Consider the following 17,980-nt stretch of genomic DNA (forward strand, 5'->3'; position numbering starts at 1 on the left):
CCTTTACATGTGCACCTTATCCTTGCCTTTATATTACTGAACAAACATTAAAGGAAGATTAATGTATAAAAAAATAAAGTGAAGACTTTTACGGGTAGCCCGACTTCCCCTAACTCCCTCGCATTCGCCGAATTTTGAAGGAGGAGTCTTACTGCCCGTTAATGCTGGATAAAATGATATAATTAAATCGTTTCTAATCTTGCTTTAATGTTTTGGAATTATAGTGATACATATTAATAAGAAGAAAAGGAGAATGTTAATGCGAGTTCTTATTGTCGAAGATGAACAAGACTTACAAAATATATTGGTAAAACGATTAAATGCAGAACATTATAGTGTCGATGCATGTGGGAATGGAGAAAATGCCTTGGATTATATAAACATGGCTACCTACGATTTGATTGTGCTTGACATTATGATTCCAGGAATAGATGGTTTACAAGTATTACAAAGATTACGCGCGGACAATAATACAACTCCTGTCTTGCTTCTTACAGCTAAAGATACAATTGATGATCGTGTAACAGGACTCGACTTAGGTGCGGATGATTATTTAGTAAAGCCGTTTGCTTTTGACGAACTGTTAGCAAGAATTCGAGTGTTAATGCGAAGAAAAACAGGAAATACATCTAATGTGTTTGAAATCGCTGACCTAGTGGTAGATTGCAATATGCATAAAGTAACACGAGGAGACCAAGTTATCACTCTTTCCAGTAAGGAATTTGCTATTTTAGAATATATGATTCGTAATAAAGAAGTTGTGCTGACACGAGATAAAATTGAGCAACATGTGTGGAATTACGACTATGAAGGTGGCTCGAATATTATTGATGTTTACGTCCGCTATCTTCGCAAAAAAATTGATAGCCAGTTTGAAACGAAGTTAATTCATACAGTACGAGGAACTGGTTACGTATTGCGAGTAGAATCATGAAAAGACTATCAATAAAAATGAGAGTAACCCTGTGGTATACGGGGCTAATTGTAATTATTATGGCACTCGTGTTAGCTTTTATTTTAACTTCTTCAGATAAAGTTTTGCTTTTTAATATGAAAGATCAATTAAAGAGCACAGTAAAAGAAAGCATGGAAGATATCAAATATAAGCATGGGCAGTTAAAGATTGACGATGATTTTGAAACCTTAGAAGATGGCGTAAATATTAGTATTTATAGTAAACAAGGTGAGCTGTTAGTAGGACATAGTCCAACAAGCTTTAATAAAAAGATATCGCTTAAATCCGATGAAATACAAACCATTAAAGACGGCAATAAAGAATGGATAGTATATGATTTTCTCCATAATGCAGGCGGCGATGAGCAAGTCTGGGTTCGTGGAATAATGACTATGAACCAATTATCCTCAACGATGAATACGCTTATCGTGGTAACAATCATCTCATTCCCATTACTTATTCTTATTGCGGCATTCGGAGGATATTTTATTACGCAAAGGGCGTTTCGACCTGTGCAACAAATGAGTGATTCAGCTAGTAAAATTGGTGATGGTAAAGACCTTTCGAAGAGAATTAATTTACAAGGTTCACCGAAAGACGAAATGTATCATTTAGCACAAACCTTTGACAAAATGTTTGAGCGATTGGAGACATCATTTGAAAGTGAAAAACAATTTACATCTGACGCATCTCATGAATTAAGAACACCAACATCTGTTATTATTTCACAATGCGAATACGCTTTATCGCAGAAGAATAATCCGAAAGAAATGGAAGAATCGTTAGAAGTAATTTTAAAGCAATCACGTAAAATATCCACTCTAATCTCACAACTTTTATTATTAGCAAGAGCTGACCAAGGAAACCATAATACTTTCCAATTTGAATGTATCAATATGAGTGAATTAACGGAAATCGTCGTAGAAGAGCTCTCATTAATGGTACAAGAGGCTTCGATTGATATAACAATTAATATAGAGAAAGACCTATTTATTAAAGCCGATCAAACATTGATGATGCGTTTATTAATGAATTTACTAACGAATGCGATTGCTTATAGTAAAGCGAGTGGAACTGTGAATATGCAACTATTCCGTGATGAAACCAACATAATAGGTAAAGTCTCTGATAATGGTATAGGCATCAGCGAGCAACATATTACTAAAATATGGGACCGCTTCTATCGAGTTGACGCAGCACGAACATCTTCAAACATCGGAAACACAGGTTTAGGATTGTCTATGGTAAAATGGATTGTCGAACTACACGGAGGAGAAATTACAGTTGAAAGTGAATTAGGAGAAGGCAGTACTTTTACATTTAAACTACCAATTGAAAAACAAGCATAATTTATGCGCATCTGTCGCTTCAAAATAAAGATTGATATTTAAAGGCTCTCTACAATCCTTATGTAAAAATAACTGACGCATTTTAAACATCATCGATTTTATCATTTTGGACAACCTATTCTGTTAAATTGATATACATGCGAAAAAACTATCGAAATAAAACCCCAGAAATCCAACGGTCTCTGGGGCTCCATTATATATTTAGCTCTTTTTGCTTTTTGTTTTGTTTATGTCTATACAGCAATTTTCGACTTATTAGAGAAATCACTAATAAGGTCAGAATTAATAAGATAAGTTGCATAAATGATAAATCAAAATATTTAGCACCTGTAACGATTAAAAGTGTAGAAATCGTGCCTTTTACAACGAAAAAAATAATAACCCATAACCCGCCTTTTTTCCAGTTCATTTTATATTACCCTTTCCTACGTTTAAATTCTTAAAATATTTAATGATAGTTCGTAAATATGACAACTTAATAGAAATCTATTATATTAACAAAAAATTCATGTCTAATTAAATGCGACGATTCTATATTAAGTGAAAATGATATTCATTGTCAATTTTATTGATTATTTGAATACTTATTCTCAATCTCTTTCTACTTTGTTTCTTATAAGCAATACACTTTTATATTCAAACAAAAACACCTCCATTACATTTGCACACTTAGTATGCGAATGCAAGAGGTGTTTTTTTCATATACCATCAGGTAAGATTTCCTGCTTTGTTTATTTCTTGATACTTAGCTATTTTTTAGTACACGATAACTGGATCATAAGTGTTCAAACTATCATATACAGTTTTTGCAACATTAGGAAGAAGGTTCACACACCCACCTGATCCTCCTGTTAAATAAGCATTATTTGCCCAGTCTTTTCGCCAACCGGCATCGTGGAACCCTTGACCGCTATTTGTGAATGGGACCCAGTAATCTACTTTAACTGCATAATCAGCTTTACCTACTGCGCTGCCTCTGAGCGTGTATGGTGTTCGTTTATATAGGACGTACCAAACACCTGGTGATGTATCTTCACCCGTGCTATGTTTACCAGTTACTACATTTGTTGTAACAACTAATTTTCCATCTTTATAAATCCAAATTTGTTGCTCTGCAATTGAAACTTCTGCATATGTGTCTCCGATGCCATTATTCGATGTTGTTTTATAACCGATACCTTCCTTCTCCCAACCATTTCCATGAATATTAGAAGCAGAAAGCGATTTTTCGCCTTTCTCAAAGGCTTGTTGAACTTGTTTAGTTTCTTTTTCAACATCTAGTGCCCAGCCGTAGCCTTGCCCTTTTACTGATATGATTGAACCGGAATGCGTTTTAAATGAGAAATCTTTATTTAATGTTGATTTGGCATTATTAATTTCAATAATTTTCTTCTTAATGTCGCTCGCGTCAATTGTAACTTTCATATCCTTTGACATAGAGGCATTTTGAATTAAATCTTTCGCTTTTAAAGGATAAACTTCATTCTGCACTTTATACTCAACAGACTGCCCAAGAAGATTCTGTAGTGCTTTCTCCTCTTTTTTGACAATTGGATCGTCTTCTTTAATAGGTTTTATGTATGCAGACTTCAGGTGAATTTCGCTTTTATATTTTTGCTTATCGTAATCTTTTAGTAGACTAGTAACGTCATACTGTTTTCCTTCAACACTTTTCGAAATAACTATTTTTCCTTGTTCTAGCTTCGCCATAGCATCTTGAGGCGCTTTTAATTTTGCATTCATAGAGATGAGCTTTTCTTCTACAAGTTTTTTCATCGTTTCACTACGATACTGATCTGCCTTCTCTGGTAGCAATGAATAATTTTCTCCCTTTGAGGTAGGGACAAATGTCCACTGACTTTTTAATAGTTTCTTAACTTGAGGCAAATCTTTTTCCGTAAGTTCCGTTTTTGTATCTTTTTCATCTAAAATTTGTTGTTGATCAACATAGACTTTGTTTGCTAGTCCAGATGTCTTTAATTTCTGTATTGCCTGATCAGCGCTCAGACCACCAACTTTTGTGTCATTAATTGTAACATTCGAATTGAAGTGAGTTGCCTGATAATAACTCATTCCCCCAATAAGAAGTGCAATTACACCAATACCCACTGCGATAAACTTCCAATTTGTATAACGTTTTTTTGATCTTACTCGTTTTTGATCAATTTCTTCAACTGATTCATTTGTTGTATTGTTGTTCATCAATCTTTCCCCCGTATGCATTAACGTCAAACGATTTTCAACTAAAATCATAGACTAGTGTACCTTATTTTTCCTAAAATTTCATTATTTCCGACCACATTTTATCGCAATTCATCGATTAAATTTAGATTTTTTAATGGTACGATGCATTGAACATCCCTTTACAAGTCATAAAGTGAAATTTCAATCAATCGTTATACATCAAGAAAATTAGCTAAATCTTATTCGGAAAATTTTTCCTCTTTACGTAAAATACGAATTATATTCTCCATTTTATGAACATCAACCCCTAATTTTGTCAAAAAAATAAACGATAGTCCTTCTACATTTTTGATAAAAGGACTATCGTTTTTTCAGTTAGAGTATTTGTATAATCGTTTAACTTTTTATTTCCTGAAGGTCTAACGTGATGAAGATGATGAAATTTCATCTCATAGCCTTTAAATGAAAAACATTATGTTTTTTATGACAATCAAGTTTATTTTTATAAATTAAACCCTTAGCTTGATGCCTCCCATATATCCAGCAGCCTAAGATTAAGTAAGAGTCCATTCAACTAGATTTTTTCTAATATTTTTAGGTGCATCTTATTTCGCCTCGTCATATTTCACTAATTGAATTTAAAACACATCCGTATGCTATTTAGTAAAATTTACGATTCGAGACGTAATTATTGCAGTAATCAAGATAATAATAGCGGTTATCAAGCCAGATTCTCCAATCCAAATCTCAGTTTGATACCCTGTACTTGCACGTGTGAAAGGTCCTTGAATAATGGCATTCCAAGTAGCATGGATGATAACCGAAGGCCAAATGCTACCTGTGATAAGTCGTAAATAAGCTATAATATAACCGAATGGTACAATACAAAGATAGATACCAAGTACTGAAAGAACGACAGATGGTCCCGCTACATATAGACCAGCAATAACTATTGGAACATGCCACGTTGCCCAAATCAATCCACTAATAAGGATGGGCCGTGAAAACTCTGCATCGACTAGCCTTGTGAGCATATAACCTCGCCAACCCATTTCTTCTCCCAAAGCCGGGATTAAGCCAAGCAAACTTCCGAAAATGCCGCTCAATACTACTAGATAAATGAAGTTGAATGGTGCCGTTACATACTGAAGCCCAAGCATATTGTAGATCGGTTCTAAAATAAACATACCAACTTCGGGATACTGAAACCCCGCAATTCCGCTCAACCAGGCGATAGAATAAGTAATTCCACAAATAATCATAGGGATTAGCAGAGCAAAACCAATCCCTTTCCATATCTTTAAGTTACCGAGACTAAAAGATACATCTTTAAACCCTTCTTTCAGTATTATGCGAGTCAAAATAGAAGATAATGCTGGGGTAAACATATATACCACAATAAGCGGCATACTTTTCGTAATTATTACTACTACATTTAGGATAATAGAAGTAATGATTAAGATACTCAAAAAGAGTTGAAGTCCTATTTTAGCACGTTGGATTTTATCTTTATTGTGGAACGATTTTGCGTGTAATATCATTTTAATCCGCCCTTCCCCTTTCATTCACTTGTTTATCGAATTTACTTCTTGTCATTTCCACAGACACAACTTAGAATAAAAATGTTTTTGTATACAGATTCATTCATCTTTAAAATCCCTCCCCAATTTATAGTCTAGTCTTACTTACGACTCATCAATGTAATTATTATTTATAAGTTGTCATAACCGATAGTACAAAAGTGTAATGATTAGTCTATGACCTGTGTCAATTAACCTTATGACAATATGTAACTAGAAAATATGATATGGAATAGATAACAATTGAATTAAGGCAATTGATTCGTTCAAGTACAATGAATCAATCTTGCTTTACAAATAATTCAATTGAGGTGGAAAAAATGAATAAGAAAAGCATAATTGCAATGGTTAGTACAGCTTTATTAGTCACAGGATGTGTAGAAGTAGGAAAGGCTCAAACAGTAGCAGTCGAAAATTCAGGTCAATCAATACAAAAAAATATAGTTAAATCCATACAATCACAGGCTTACCCATTAAAAACGATAGAGCCGTCAAAATCATTTGAGGATTTAAAACCACTTAAGAAAATGATTGGGAGCGCGCAATATGTGGGATTAGGAGAGAATACTCATGGAAGCTCTGAAATTTTCACTATGAAATTTCGCCTTGTGAAATATTTGGTTACTGAGATGGGTTTTACAAATTTCGCAATGGAAGAAGATTGGGGAAACGGCTTAAAGCTAAATGAATATATCCAAACAGGAAAAGGAAACCCTAGGGAGTTTTTAAACTTGTTATATCCTACTGATGAAATTATAGCCATGATTGAGTGGATGAAAGATTATAATGCCGATTCATCCAATAAAAACAAGATCCAATTTATCGGGCTCGACTTAAAGGAATTGGACCAAGGTTGCTTTAATAAAGTAATTGATTATGTAAAGCTGCATCGACCAAATTTGCTGGCAGAAGTAGAAGAAAATTATAAAGAATTGTCGGCTTTTAATGGAAGTACACAGGAATATATGGACCTTGCTCCTGAAATAAAAGAAAAGTTCAAAGCAAACGCTGAGAGAGTAGCTCGATTACTAAAAGATGAGAATAAACAAGCCAACACAGAAATAGTTTCACCCGAGTACATCTGGGCGAAAGCAACGGCAAGTGCAATAGAGAAATTTACCACAATGCTAATTCCTAACGACTATCCAAGTATGTTAAAGCTACATGAGCAATACTTGGCCGATCATGCAATGTGGGCACAAGAAACATTTGGTGGTAAAACGATGGTATGGGGACACAATATTCATATTGCTAAAGGAATTATCGATGAGAAATTATACCCTTATGTTGCGGGGCAATTTTTGAAGGAACGTTTAGACAATAATTATGTCACAATTGGTAGTACAACTACGAAGGGGAATTTCACCTTATACAGCGAATATGATCCTTCTACTGGAGGTAAGATTACAACGCGTGCGATTCCACAAAATGTAAATAGTTTTAACTATACCCTCGGAAAAGTACCATATAACATGTTTTTATTGGATAACCGTCACCTTAAAGGACAAGCAGAGAAATGGGTTAAAGCCAAAAGACCATTACTAAGTATAGGGGGACAAATATTCCCAAACGAATCGACATACTTTGATAAATCATTGCTTGAGCAATTTGATATTATTTTTCACATTCGAAAAACAAGTCCATCTCATATTAAATAAAAGTACAAAACAATCCCGTTCTTGCAAATGCAAAAACGGGATTGTTTTGTGGAGGATTAATAAAATGAAACTTTATTCAGTAGGGGTTTTGTTCATCCCAACTGATTATCAGCCCTCACCAATCGGGCTTTTACGGACAGCCCGACCCCCACCTAACTTCTTTGCTTCCACCTGAATTTTGAGGTGGGGGTCTTACTGCCCGGCAAATAGCGGGATATAAGCATCTTTTTAACCAGCAGTAGGCTGCTCTTCCCTTTTTAGCATCATTTAGAAATGTCATATGACACTTTTACACTAGTGAGAATGACAAAAAAAGCAGTATGATTCGGTTATTACATAGATAGGAGCGATGAACTTTATGAAATCAAAATTCATCCAGAATGGTTATTTTTTATTGCTAACTTTCGTTACAGGATTGTTTTATTTTTGTTTTTATCTAATAGCTCTGCTATTTAGTTTCACCCTTTCATTTACTGTTGTTGGGATTCCATTAATTATGCGCGTACTACAGACTACCACACACTTTATCCAATTCGAGCGCATACAGACGAAAATTTATACAGATATTTCAACAGACTCTTACGATAGAAATATAACAATGGATACATCGAACTGGGCTCAGGTGAAATTAGTGCTTACAGATCGTTGTACTTGGTCTGCTGTCTATTGGTTAATGCAGAAATTTGTGATTGGCATTTTCAGTCTTATTAGTGCAATCATTTTTTATGTAATGCCACTTATGTTCCTGTTGGCACCACTACTGTATCGATACATCGATATGAATATTATATTCATACAGATAGATACGTTTGCCAAGTCACTCTTTGTAATGTTTATGGGTATAGTATTTACCGCCATAAGTATTAGAATAGTAGAAGGTTTGACACAGAAAATTGGGGGCTATACACGTAGTATGATTCAGCAACTAAATCAATAGAAGTTTGCAGTCTGTGAGTAGTATCGCAGTTTTAAATTAAAAAGTATAATAAGGCATGAAGGATTAATTTATACTATAGGAAGTAAAAAGGTAGGCTATTTAGGGGGTAAATGACTTGTTAGATATGGTTAAGTATTGGTTTTGGTACGATTGGATTATGTTAGGAGTCCGTATACTTGTTAGTGTCTCTATCGCCATAACCACATTAGATTTTCAGGATAGTTTAACATTGCCACTTTGGATTGTTATTTTTTGGGAGGTTGTTACCTTCTCGATTCCATGGGTAGCCTTACTGTTCAATTACAAATATTACTTGTTCACAGAAATACTGCTATATGGTGGACTGTGTATATATTTAACCTCTTTATTTCCGGAAGCTAACGTTACATTTCTGATATCGGCTTTTCTAATTGCTGCGAATAGTAAGCATTTGTCCTATTATTGGACAGCTCCAACAACAGTTTTTATAACAACTGGAATTCTCTATGCGGTTGCGCCAAGTAATAGCTATTGGATTTTGGTTACCTACTATGGACTTGCTTATGTAATGGGCTTCGCTTTTCATTTATTAATCGTCAATCATAAACAAAATGAATCAATTCGTAAACAAAACGCGGTACTTGAGCAATATATGTCTCAGATTGAACGCATCACACTGGCGGAAGAACGGAACAGACTGTCGAGTGAGCTTCATGATACAGTTGGTCATGCTTATACTTCTATTATTATGGGGATGGAAACGTTGCGTACCGAACTTTCTACTGAAATGGGTATACAGAGGCTAGACTCTCTGCTTGAAATGGGACGGAAAAGTATCGAGGACGTGAGAGGTTACCTACATCAAATGGATTCTTCATGTCAATCGCCTTCCTTAATTCAATCTCTACAAAATCTTGGAGCCGAATTTCAGGAGCACGCTCAGGTAAATGTAAGTTTTAGGACATTCGGAGAGGAATATCAGCTGTCTCGGCAAGCGAAGATCGCATTCATTCGTTGCTTACAAGAGTCCCTTACGAATGCAGTACGTCATGGTCAGGGGACTGAAATTATAGTTTCATTGCAGTTTGACGAACAATATACGAGGTTAGAAGTTCAAGATAATGGAAAAGGAAATGTAGAATGGCAGGAAGGCTTTGGTATGAATGCGATGAAAGAACGGGCAATGAACTTGCAAGGTCAATTGTCTGTATATACAAAGCCAGAGGAAGGAATGCTTGTTACATGTACCATACCGCGACAAACTGAAATAAAAGATGGACTTATTCGTTTGTTAATTGTAGACGATCAACCATTTGTTCGGGAAAGTTTGAGGACACTACTCGATAGATATGAAGATTTAAATGTAGTCGGTTTAGCTGAGGATGGCAATGAAGCCATCGATTTGTGTGGGCGCCTTCAACCCCATGTTATACTTATGGATTTAGATATGCAGCACATGGATGGAGTCGAAGCAACCAAAAAAATCAAGCAACAATGGCCACATATCCGCGTATTGATTTTCACAACTTTTCAGGATACCGAACAGGCGTTGGAATCCCTTCGCAACGGTGCGGATGGTTTTTTACTCAAATCTATTGAAACATTGGAGCTAGCTAATACGATCCGACTTATTCACAAAGGTGGGACACTGATTGATCAGGGAATGTCTCACAAAATATTTGAGAAGTTTGATGAGCAAAAAGAGACACCACAATCAAAAGCAACCGCTTATGAGCTAACAGCTAGGGAGATAGAAATATTGCAGCTAGTGGCAAAGGGACTTCGATACACTACCATAGCATCAAGGTTATATTTATCGAATGGTACGGTCAGAAATTATGCTTCCACAGCTTATACAAAGCTAGGAGTCCGCAACAAAGAAGAAGCTGTTCAAAAGGCTCTAGAAATTGGAATTATTGAATAAGAAAAATGTTTTTTGTTTCTCTACAGCAAGGTAAAATGTAGTTACAAGATACAGTAAAGGATAAAGTGAAACTTTAATCAGTGGGAGTTTTGTCATCCCCCACTGATTATCAGCCCTCACCAATCGGGCTTTTACGGGCAGCCCGCCCCACCTCACTTCTTTGCTCTCGCTGAATTTTGAGGTGGGGGTCTCACTGTCCGTTAATGCGGGATAAACTTATGAATTTAGTTGAATATTATTTTTGATAGGTAATTTTTTTGAAAAATTTAACCCTGTTTTAAAAAATTTAAATAGCGTTACTACATATTGAATGTAGCAACGCTATTGTTTTCTATATTAGAAATTAAACATCTTTATTATCGCTATACGGAAGACAGTTTCAGGTCTTTTCATGTGGGAATTCCTCTAAACCAGTACCCCCTAATTCACTTGTTGTCTCTGAAAATAGTCATTTAAAAATATAGTTGCTAATTTCATTTCACTCTTCCTTGCACCCAAGTGGCAATATCATTTATAACATACTCTGGGATATTAGCAGGACTATACTATTCATCCGATTGACTTAATTCTCCTTCTCCTTCTGTAAAGAAGTGATTTAACTTTTGATACAGTCAATAATCAATGTTATCTCTCTCTTTTAATTGTTATTTCCAAAAAGGATTATCTATCATTCTTTATAAATTGCAAAATTTAAGGTCGGCAAAGGATTTCTATTTTTTATAAACAGGTGGAATGCTTTGTGGAAAATTAAAAATATCTTCTGGATCGTATTTAGCTTTCACTTGAGTCAATCGTTTAAAGTTTTCACCATAATATAAATCCGACCAATCTTTCATTGAGAGGTCAGGTGTGTTAACATAGACACCTTTCGTAAAAGGAATTAACGCGTGACGAAAAGCTTCTACCCAACGAATCCCTTGTGCAGCTCCCTCAGGTTTGTCCCAAGTGGAAAATAACACCATATTCATTAGAGCTTTTCGATAAAAATAAGCAGTTGCTTCCTCGGGTACTGCAGAAACAGTCCCCCCTAAGCCCTGAAAAAATATAGAAACAGTAGAATTAGGTGGAGATTGACTCATAAAATGTTGAATTGTAGCAATACCTTCTTCAGGTAATAAAGAATCCATAAAAGGTGCTACGCTTTTAAATGGAAAAGGAGTTGTAGGCTGATGATTGGATATTAACGTTATAGCTTCTAAATAAGAGAGTTCTTTTATGTCTACCTTTATAGGTGATCCAATTTTGAGAAGTGGTTGTATCAATTTCTGTAAGTCTGTAACTGATCCATGAAAAATCCCATGCATCAACACAGGAGCTGTCTTTTCTGAAGACAATAATAATGTAGGAGTAAAGCGTTTATCAGAAGTAGGTAGAGTATACTTTTGCCATTCCTGTATAACGGCTTTTAAATCTTGATGCCTCCAACTAACTTCAACAAAACCAACAGTCTTAATTTCCTGAGTACGAAAGCGAAAAGATGTACAAATACCGAAACTTCCGCCTCCACCACGTAAAGCCCAAAATAGATCAGGATGCTCCTGATCATTAACCTGCAATACACAGCCGTTAGCATCAACCATTTCTATTTCTACGACATGATCAAGTAGTAGTCCTAATGGTCGAGAAAGAATACCTTGCCCACCACCTAGCGCTATTCCTGCGATAGCTGGTTTAGGACAGACCCCATTAGGAATAGCTAATCCCTCTTTCCCAAGAAGCTCAGCTAGATGGAGATTTTTACAACCAGCTCCTACTGTAACAGTTTTTGATGTTGGATCTATTTTTATTTGATTTATCTCACTGACATCAATTACAATACCACCATCTAAAACTGACAAGCCTTCATAATTGTGCCCTCCTGAACGTACTCGGATAGGTACGTTATTATGTAACGACCATCGTACTGCATTCACAACGTCTTGAGTATTTTGTGCAAAGACAATAACAAAAGGGAATCTATTAAAAAATGTGTTGAACGCCTGACGTGCTGAATCATATTGCGCTTCACCAGGCGATACAATACGTCCTGTTAAACTTATATTTTCATCATAGAGCATATAGAAACCTCTCTCTCCGTACAAAAATTTTTAATGCTATCATGCTAATAATATGTATGTAAAAAAAAGTAAGAACCGCCAATTATATTGGTGATTCTTACTTTTTTTCATAAAATTAAACAAATCCGTGCAGCTTTTAAATCGACAAATGCCGTTTTTGAGCCTTTATTTTTACTATATGGCGTAGTGACGCATACCTATCAACCTTGCTTGATGGTGATAGGACACGGCAACAATCCTTTCTCTTTCGGGCTACTCATTATAAATAATAGATTTTCAGGGTGAAACTTTAACTTATGAGATTATAGCATTACAAGCTTTAAAGAAAACTCATACAAATTAATCCTATTAAATAAAACTTGCCAATGGCCCCTAAAAGTAGTAATCGTTGCCGCGCCCCTTCTTAGATAAAAGATAAATTTTTAATTTAAAATCTAAAATAAATAGTTTATGGACTGTAGTGCTAGTCCACCTATTATTTCTAAATTTCTTGTACCCATTCAAAATAATCAATAAAACGAGGTCCGATTATGTCTATACTTCGTATAAATAACATCATTACATTAATCTTTTTTCGGGAGTACAATCCCTTTATATAATTGAACTGTAATCAAGTAATAAATCGAGTAAATTACTACAAAAATAACAAGTGGTAACCAAATACGAAAGTACGGATCGATTAAAAGCGATCCAAACATGTTCATACCAACTAATATGTGAGTAATCCCCACAATTGCTGGGAATAAGAATATGAAGAATAACTCTTTATAGATTGATTTTGTTAATAATTCTCGGCGAACACCAATTTTACGAAGCATTTGATAACGTGCTACATCTTTTGATGCTCCCGACAGAACTTTAAACATTAAGCAACTTGCCATCATTGCTAAAAATGCAACTCCAACGAAAAAGCCCATAAACATTAGTCCGCTGGAAAAATCATGACTCGTAATATATTTTTGATACTTACTATCCAATTCTTCCGCTTTCACATTTTTATATTTTGCTATCTGTAATTCATCAAGTTTTTTCCATTCTTTTATGTATGATCCAAAATCATCTGTTTTCCCTATAAATACAGTACTTTCTTTCCCCTTCAACCCATCGTATATGTTTTGTTCTACAATTTTGATTTCATAATCAGGATACATATAATTTGGCTGGATCGTTCTGAAAGCCTGAATCCATTGTTTTGTGTCGATCTCTCCTTTAACCCATTTTATTGAAAATGCACCAATTGGTACTTCCTCTGAAACTTTCTCTATTTTCATACCTTGCAAGAAAGGACGATTTTTTTCTACATCTTCTTTAAGATAATAAACATACCTATCATCAACTTTGTAATGGTATTCAAATTTTTCTTGAAATAAGATACCACCCAAAATTGTCTTTTCTTCCGCAGTTGGATTATGAATGACTGAATCGTAAATTCGCATTTGATCTGTCATGTTTATAATGTTGTTTTTAAATGCCATACCACAAGCAATTCCACCAGCACCAAGAGCCACTAAAATTGCTACTGTTGCAAGCACATTTGTTAGACTATTAATGCGGAAATTTAATTGTGCAAAAGTAAAAGCATTGAGGCCTTTTTCACTACGTTTTTTATTACTCTTTAGCTTGTTAATCATAACTGGAAGAAGGGATCCAAATATAAGGTAAGTACCAACGGTTGCTGAGATTAATCCGACGGCCATTAATCCCAAAGCAATTAGCGGATTTGCATATGACATATAGATCAGTGATGCATAACCAATACCTAATAAAAGAATACCAAGGAATGCAATTACAACTGTCATTTTTCCTTTTATGGCAACACGTTCTGTTTGTGCATCTGCATGTACAAGTTGCAGTACAGAAATACGCGATAATTTAATACTATTCATAATTGCTGATAATACAAATAGTGCAAAGAAGAAGACGCAAGTAATAGCTATTGATGGCAGATAAAATGCTTTATAACCTTTACCAGCAAACTCGAGTTGTTTCATTAATAGCTGACCGATACCTTCTGCAAGTCCTACACCAATTGTAATTCCAATCAAAAGAGAGGTGGCACCTAATATGATTGTTTCAATGAACATAAGTAAGGTAACTTTATGCTTTTTTGCTCCTAACATCATATACATACCAAATTCTTTTTGACGAAGAGCTGATAAGAAAGAGTTTGCATATAAAATATAGAAAAATGTGATAATCGCTAACAAAACGGAACCAATTTTAAAGACAGCCACAATATCCCTAATAGAAGAGTTAGATTCAAGGAACGTTTTATTGGATGCTAGCGTTTGAAACATATAAAAAGTTGAAATAGAGACAATAAGACCAACAAGTAAAACAATGTAATCTTGCAACTTACTTTTTAGGCCTGACATAGAAAGCTTAAATAACATGATTGAACTTCCTTCCTTACGCTTTTTCTGTGCCTAAGTTTGCAAGCACATCTAAAATTTCTTTATAGAATTCTTCACGGGTACTACCGCGATGAATTTCTTTATATAACTCACCATCTTGAATGAATAAAATACGTTGACAGTAACTTGCGCTGTAAGGATCATGCGTAACCATCATAATGGATACACCTTGCTCTTTATTTAAGCTTGTCATGGCATTAAGTAAACTCGTTGCATTTTTAGAATCTAGGGCTCCAGTCGGCTCGTCTCCCAAAATAATTGCTGGTTCATGAACTAACGCACGTGCTGCTGCGGAACGTTGCTTTTGTCCACCAGATACTTCAGAAGGATATTTTTGAAGTATAGCTGTAATGCCTAACATATCAGCTACTTTTTCTACTTTCTTTCCAATATTACGAGATGAAACACCTTGAAGTGAAAGTGGGAGTGCGATATTTTCATAGATAGATAAATTCTCCAATAAGTTAAAGTCTTGGAAAATGAATCCTAACTTTTGTGAACGAAAATCAGAAAGTTCACCCTGCTTCATCCTCGTAATATCCGTTCCTGCAATTTCAACAACGCCGCCTGTCGCTTTATCTAACGTTGAAATTACATTTAATAATGTTGTTTTACCAGAACCAGAAGGCCCCATAATACCGACAAACTCCCCCTCTTGAATTGAGAATGATACACCTTTTAATGCATGTGATTGATTCTCACCTTTTTTACCGTACAATTTTTGAATGTTTTTTACATCTACAACTGACTTTATCATTTATATCCTCCTACATTTTTTATTTCATTACAATAAGCTACTACGTTTGTTTACTACTAATAAAATAGTCATATTGCATTCACCCTAAAGCTACAATGAAGTCTTTCCTTTTTTCTTCTTTGCTCACCTCATCACTTTGAATACACCCATGATAAACTATAAAAATTAGGAAACACCCTGTAAAATCCTTAAGAATTCTTAAGTTTTATAAAAAAAGCTTATGGAACCTGTAATTCCATAAGCCGTTCTATTTGATTGGATGTTCAACAATAAAGGACATCCAGCCATCTTTATATTCTGCATGTATATTACCATCATGAAGTTCAACAATTCTTTTTGAGATAGCAAGTCCCAGTCCATTTCCTTGATTATTTTTTCTTGCCTTATCACCCCTGAAAAACCTTTCAAACAATTTATTTGGATCGCTAACAGGCGATCTCTCGACTTTATTTGATACTTTTAAAATTGCTTTGTTATCCATTAATTCAAGACATATGAATAATTGGGATGGTTTCATGCTGTACTTTATCGCATTCATAAACAGATTTTCATATACACGTACCATTTTTTCTGCATCTATGAAGATAGGTATTATTTCTTGTGTAATTGATTTTTGAACGATTAAACTTTCCTTTTCAAATATAGGAATGTATTCTCCAACTATTTGCTCCAACAGACCTGATAAATCAACTTCATTAAGATTTAACTTAGCATCTATGCCTGATAAACGAGTATATTCAAACAGCTCATCAATTAAATATTTCAGTCTCTGTGACTTTGAATAAGTGGTTTCAAGGTATTCCTGTAATTGTGTGTTATTGTTGTATTGCCCTCTTTTTAATAAATCTAAATAACCAATAATAGATGTCAACGGTGTGCGTAAGTCATGAGATACGTTAGTTATGAGCTCATTTTTTGTACGTTCTAATCGTCTTTCTTGTTCAAATGTATTTTCCAATTCCTTAGACATATAGTTGATATTTTTAGCAAGTTGGGTCAATTCGTCCTTCCCCTTAATCCCAATTGTTAGACCTAGTTTTCCATTGGCAATATCATTCACGTTATCAGAAATAAGCTTCAAATATACTATTTTCTTTCGAACCAATATCAAAAAAAGTATAATAAAGGTAAAGATTGCGAACGCGAATAAGAACAACATTGCGACATTGAATTCAAACATACCAAATTCTTCGTGTTTTATAAATAATGGATCTATGACGTATGCCAAAATGAGGATTGTTAAACCAAATGAAATAAAAAAACTAATTGCAACAGCACCAAGAAGTTTTATAATGATCTTATTTCTGAAACTAACATTCTTCATATTTTATACCCAATTCCCCAAACAGTTTTAATGTAAATGGGATGTTTAGAATCCTCTTCAATTTTGTCTCTTATTTTTGTAATATGCACCATGACGGTATTGTCTGATTTATAAAAAACCTCTTTCCAAACTGCTTCATATATTTTTGCTACACTCAGGACAATCCCTTTATTGCGGGCAAGTAGTTCGAGAATAGCAAACTCTTTTGGAGTTAACCTTGTTTCTTTTCCTCTTACCCATACTTGACGTGTATCTGTATTTACGGTTAAGTCACCAATTTCTAGAATGCTTTTATTATGTTCTACGGACGTATTGTATTTTTTAAATCTTCTTAATTGGGATTTCACTCTAGCGATTAATTCTAATGGGTTAAACGGTTTTGATAAATAATCATCTGCACCAGAGGCTAGGCCCTGAATTTTGTCTATATCCTCAGATTTTGCAGATAGCATAATGATAGGCATATTGCGATCTTCCCTAATTTTCATACATGCTTCAATGCCATCCATATTCGGCATCATAATATCTAAAATAACCAAATCAAATTCCTTTTCTTCTAACAGTTGTAAAGCTTGTATAGCATCTTCTGCCTTTTGAGTTTTTAGGCCTTCATTTTCTAGATATACAGAGATAAGATTTCTAATCTCTTTATCATCATCAACAATAAGAATTTTTGACTCCATATTATTCCTCCACATTAAATGCAATAAGTATACAATAAAGCATATATTTGTTGTTACTTAATTAATAAACTTACTAGAGATAGTTTCTATCTTTTTTTCTTTAATTAAGACGATTCTTTGTAAAATACACAAAAAGACCGTCACAGTATTGTGACGGAAAAACAGGAAAATTTCAATAA

At 34.6% G+C, this 17,980-nt stretch carries 13 protein-coding genes and 1 pseudogene; 5 read left to right on the forward strand and 9 right to left on the reverse strand.

What is annotated here, in order from left to right; all coding sequences use genetic code 11:
- Nucleotides 1–259 precede the first annotated feature (259 nt).
- Together ACLBXA_RS07915 and ACLBXA_RS07920 are read left to right on the forward strand one after the other, a co-directional pair.
- Nucleotides 260–934 (forward strand): response regulator transcription factor, encoded by a 675-nt coding sequence (locus ACLBXA_RS07915; protein WP_098506801.1) that lies wholly within the window; start codon nt 260–262, stop codon nt 932–934.
- Nucleotides 931–2,304: a sensor histidine kinase gene (locus ACLBXA_RS07920; RefSeq protein ID WP_000826690.1), complete on the forward strand. Its 1,374-nt coding sequence runs from the start codon at nt 931–933 to the stop codon at nt 2,302–2,304. The genes ACLBXA_RS07915 and ACLBXA_RS07920 overlap by 4 nt, the downstream gene beginning before the upstream one ends.
- 193 nt (nt 2,305–2,497) lie before the next feature.
- Here the strand turns inward: ACLBXA_RS07920 and ACLBXA_RS07925 are convergent, their stop codons facing one another.
- The 3 genes from ACLBXA_RS07925 to ACLBXA_RS07935 all read right to left on the reverse strand — a co-directional run bounded on the left by ACLBXA_RS07925 (nt 2,498) and on the right by ACLBXA_RS07935 (nt 6,029).
- The gene (locus ACLBXA_RS07925) at nt 2,498–2,713 is read right to left on the reverse strand and encodes a hypothetical protein (RefSeq protein WP_001104104.1); all 216 of its coding nucleotides are present in this window, start codon (nt 2,711–2,713) and stop codon (nt 2,498–2,500) included.
- A 347-nt stretch (nt 2,714–3,060) separates the two neighbouring features.
- Nucleotides 3,061–4,506, reverse strand: coding sequence for a L,D-transpeptidase family protein (locus ACLBXA_RS07930; protein WP_001064076.1), 1,446 nt, complete (start codon nt 4,504–4,506; stop codon nt 3,061–3,063).
- A 638-nt stretch (nt 4,507–5,144) separates the two neighbouring features.
- A complete protein-coding gene (locus ACLBXA_RS07935) occupies nt 5,145–6,029 on the reverse strand; it encodes a CPBP family intramembrane glutamic endopeptidase (RefSeq protein ID WP_000600467.1) in 885 nt (294 codons plus the stop codon).
- Nucleotides 6,030–6,388: 359 nt separating this feature from the next.
- Between ACLBXA_RS07935 and ACLBXA_RS07940 the strand changes: the two genes are divergently transcribed.
- From ACLBXA_RS07940 to ACLBXA_RS07950, 3 genes are all read left to right on the forward strand, one after another.
- Nucleotides 6,389–7,726, forward strand: a complete 1,338-nt coding sequence (locus tag ACLBXA_RS07940; RefSeq protein ID WP_079245739.1) for an erythromycin esterase family protein — start codon at nt 6,389–6,391, stop codon at nt 7,724–7,726.
- A 358-nt stretch (nt 7,727–8,084) separates the two neighbouring features.
- A complete protein-coding gene (locus ACLBXA_RS07945) occupies nt 8,085–8,663 on the forward strand; it encodes a sensor domain-containing protein (RefSeq protein ID WP_000836848.1) in 579 nt (192 codons plus the stop codon).
- 115 nt (nt 8,664–8,778) lie between these two features.
- On the forward strand, nt 8,779–10,566 hold the full coding sequence (locus tag ACLBXA_RS07950; RefSeq protein ID WP_447617161.1) for a response regulator: 1,788 nt from the start codon (nt 8,779–8,781) through the stop codon (nt 10,564–10,566).
- A gap of 473 nt (nt 10,567–11,039) precedes the next feature.
- On the opposite strand, the pseudogene ACLBXA_RS07955 reads toward ACLBXA_RS07950, so the two are convergent.
- The 6 genes and pseudogenes from ACLBXA_RS07955 to ACLBXA_RS07980 all read right to left on the reverse strand — a co-directional run.
- Nucleotides 11,040–11,234, reverse strand: a pseudogene (locus ACLBXA_RS07955) (alpha/beta hydrolase); the annotation flags it as partial.
- 42 nt (nt 11,235–11,276) lie between these two features.
- Nucleotides 11,277–12,623: an FAD-binding oxidoreductase gene (locus ACLBXA_RS07960; protein WP_000964999.1), complete on the reverse strand. Its 1,347-nt coding sequence runs from the start codon at nt 12,621–12,623 to the stop codon at nt 11,277–11,279.
- Between the two features lie 563 nt (nt 12,624–13,186).
- Nucleotides 13,187–15,016 (reverse strand): FtsX-like permease family protein, encoded by a 1,830-nt coding sequence (locus tag ACLBXA_RS07965; RefSeq protein WP_000897823.1) that lies wholly within the window; start codon nt 15,014–15,016, stop codon nt 13,187–13,189.
- 16 nt (nt 15,017–15,032) lie between these two features.
- A complete protein-coding gene (locus ACLBXA_RS07970) occupies nt 15,033–15,794 on the reverse strand; it encodes an ABC transporter ATP-binding protein (protein WP_097981009.1) in 762 nt (253 codons plus the stop codon).
- Nucleotides 15,795–16,041: 247 nt separating this feature from the next.
- Nucleotides 16,042–17,118 (reverse strand): sensor histidine kinase, encoded by a 1,077-nt coding sequence (locus ACLBXA_RS07975; protein ID WP_000800283.1) that lies wholly within the window; start codon nt 17,116–17,118, stop codon nt 16,042–16,044.
- Complete coding sequence (locus ACLBXA_RS07980; protein WP_000444082.1) at nt 17,115–17,801, reverse strand: response regulator transcription factor; 687 nt, start codon at nt 17,799–17,801, stop codon at nt 17,115–17,117. Before ACLBXA_RS07980 ends, ACLBXA_RS07975 begins: the two co-directional genes overlap by 4 nt.
- Nucleotides 17,802–17,980 lie beyond the last annotated feature (179 nt).

Source organism: Bacillus sp. D48C (assembly GCF_053345735.1).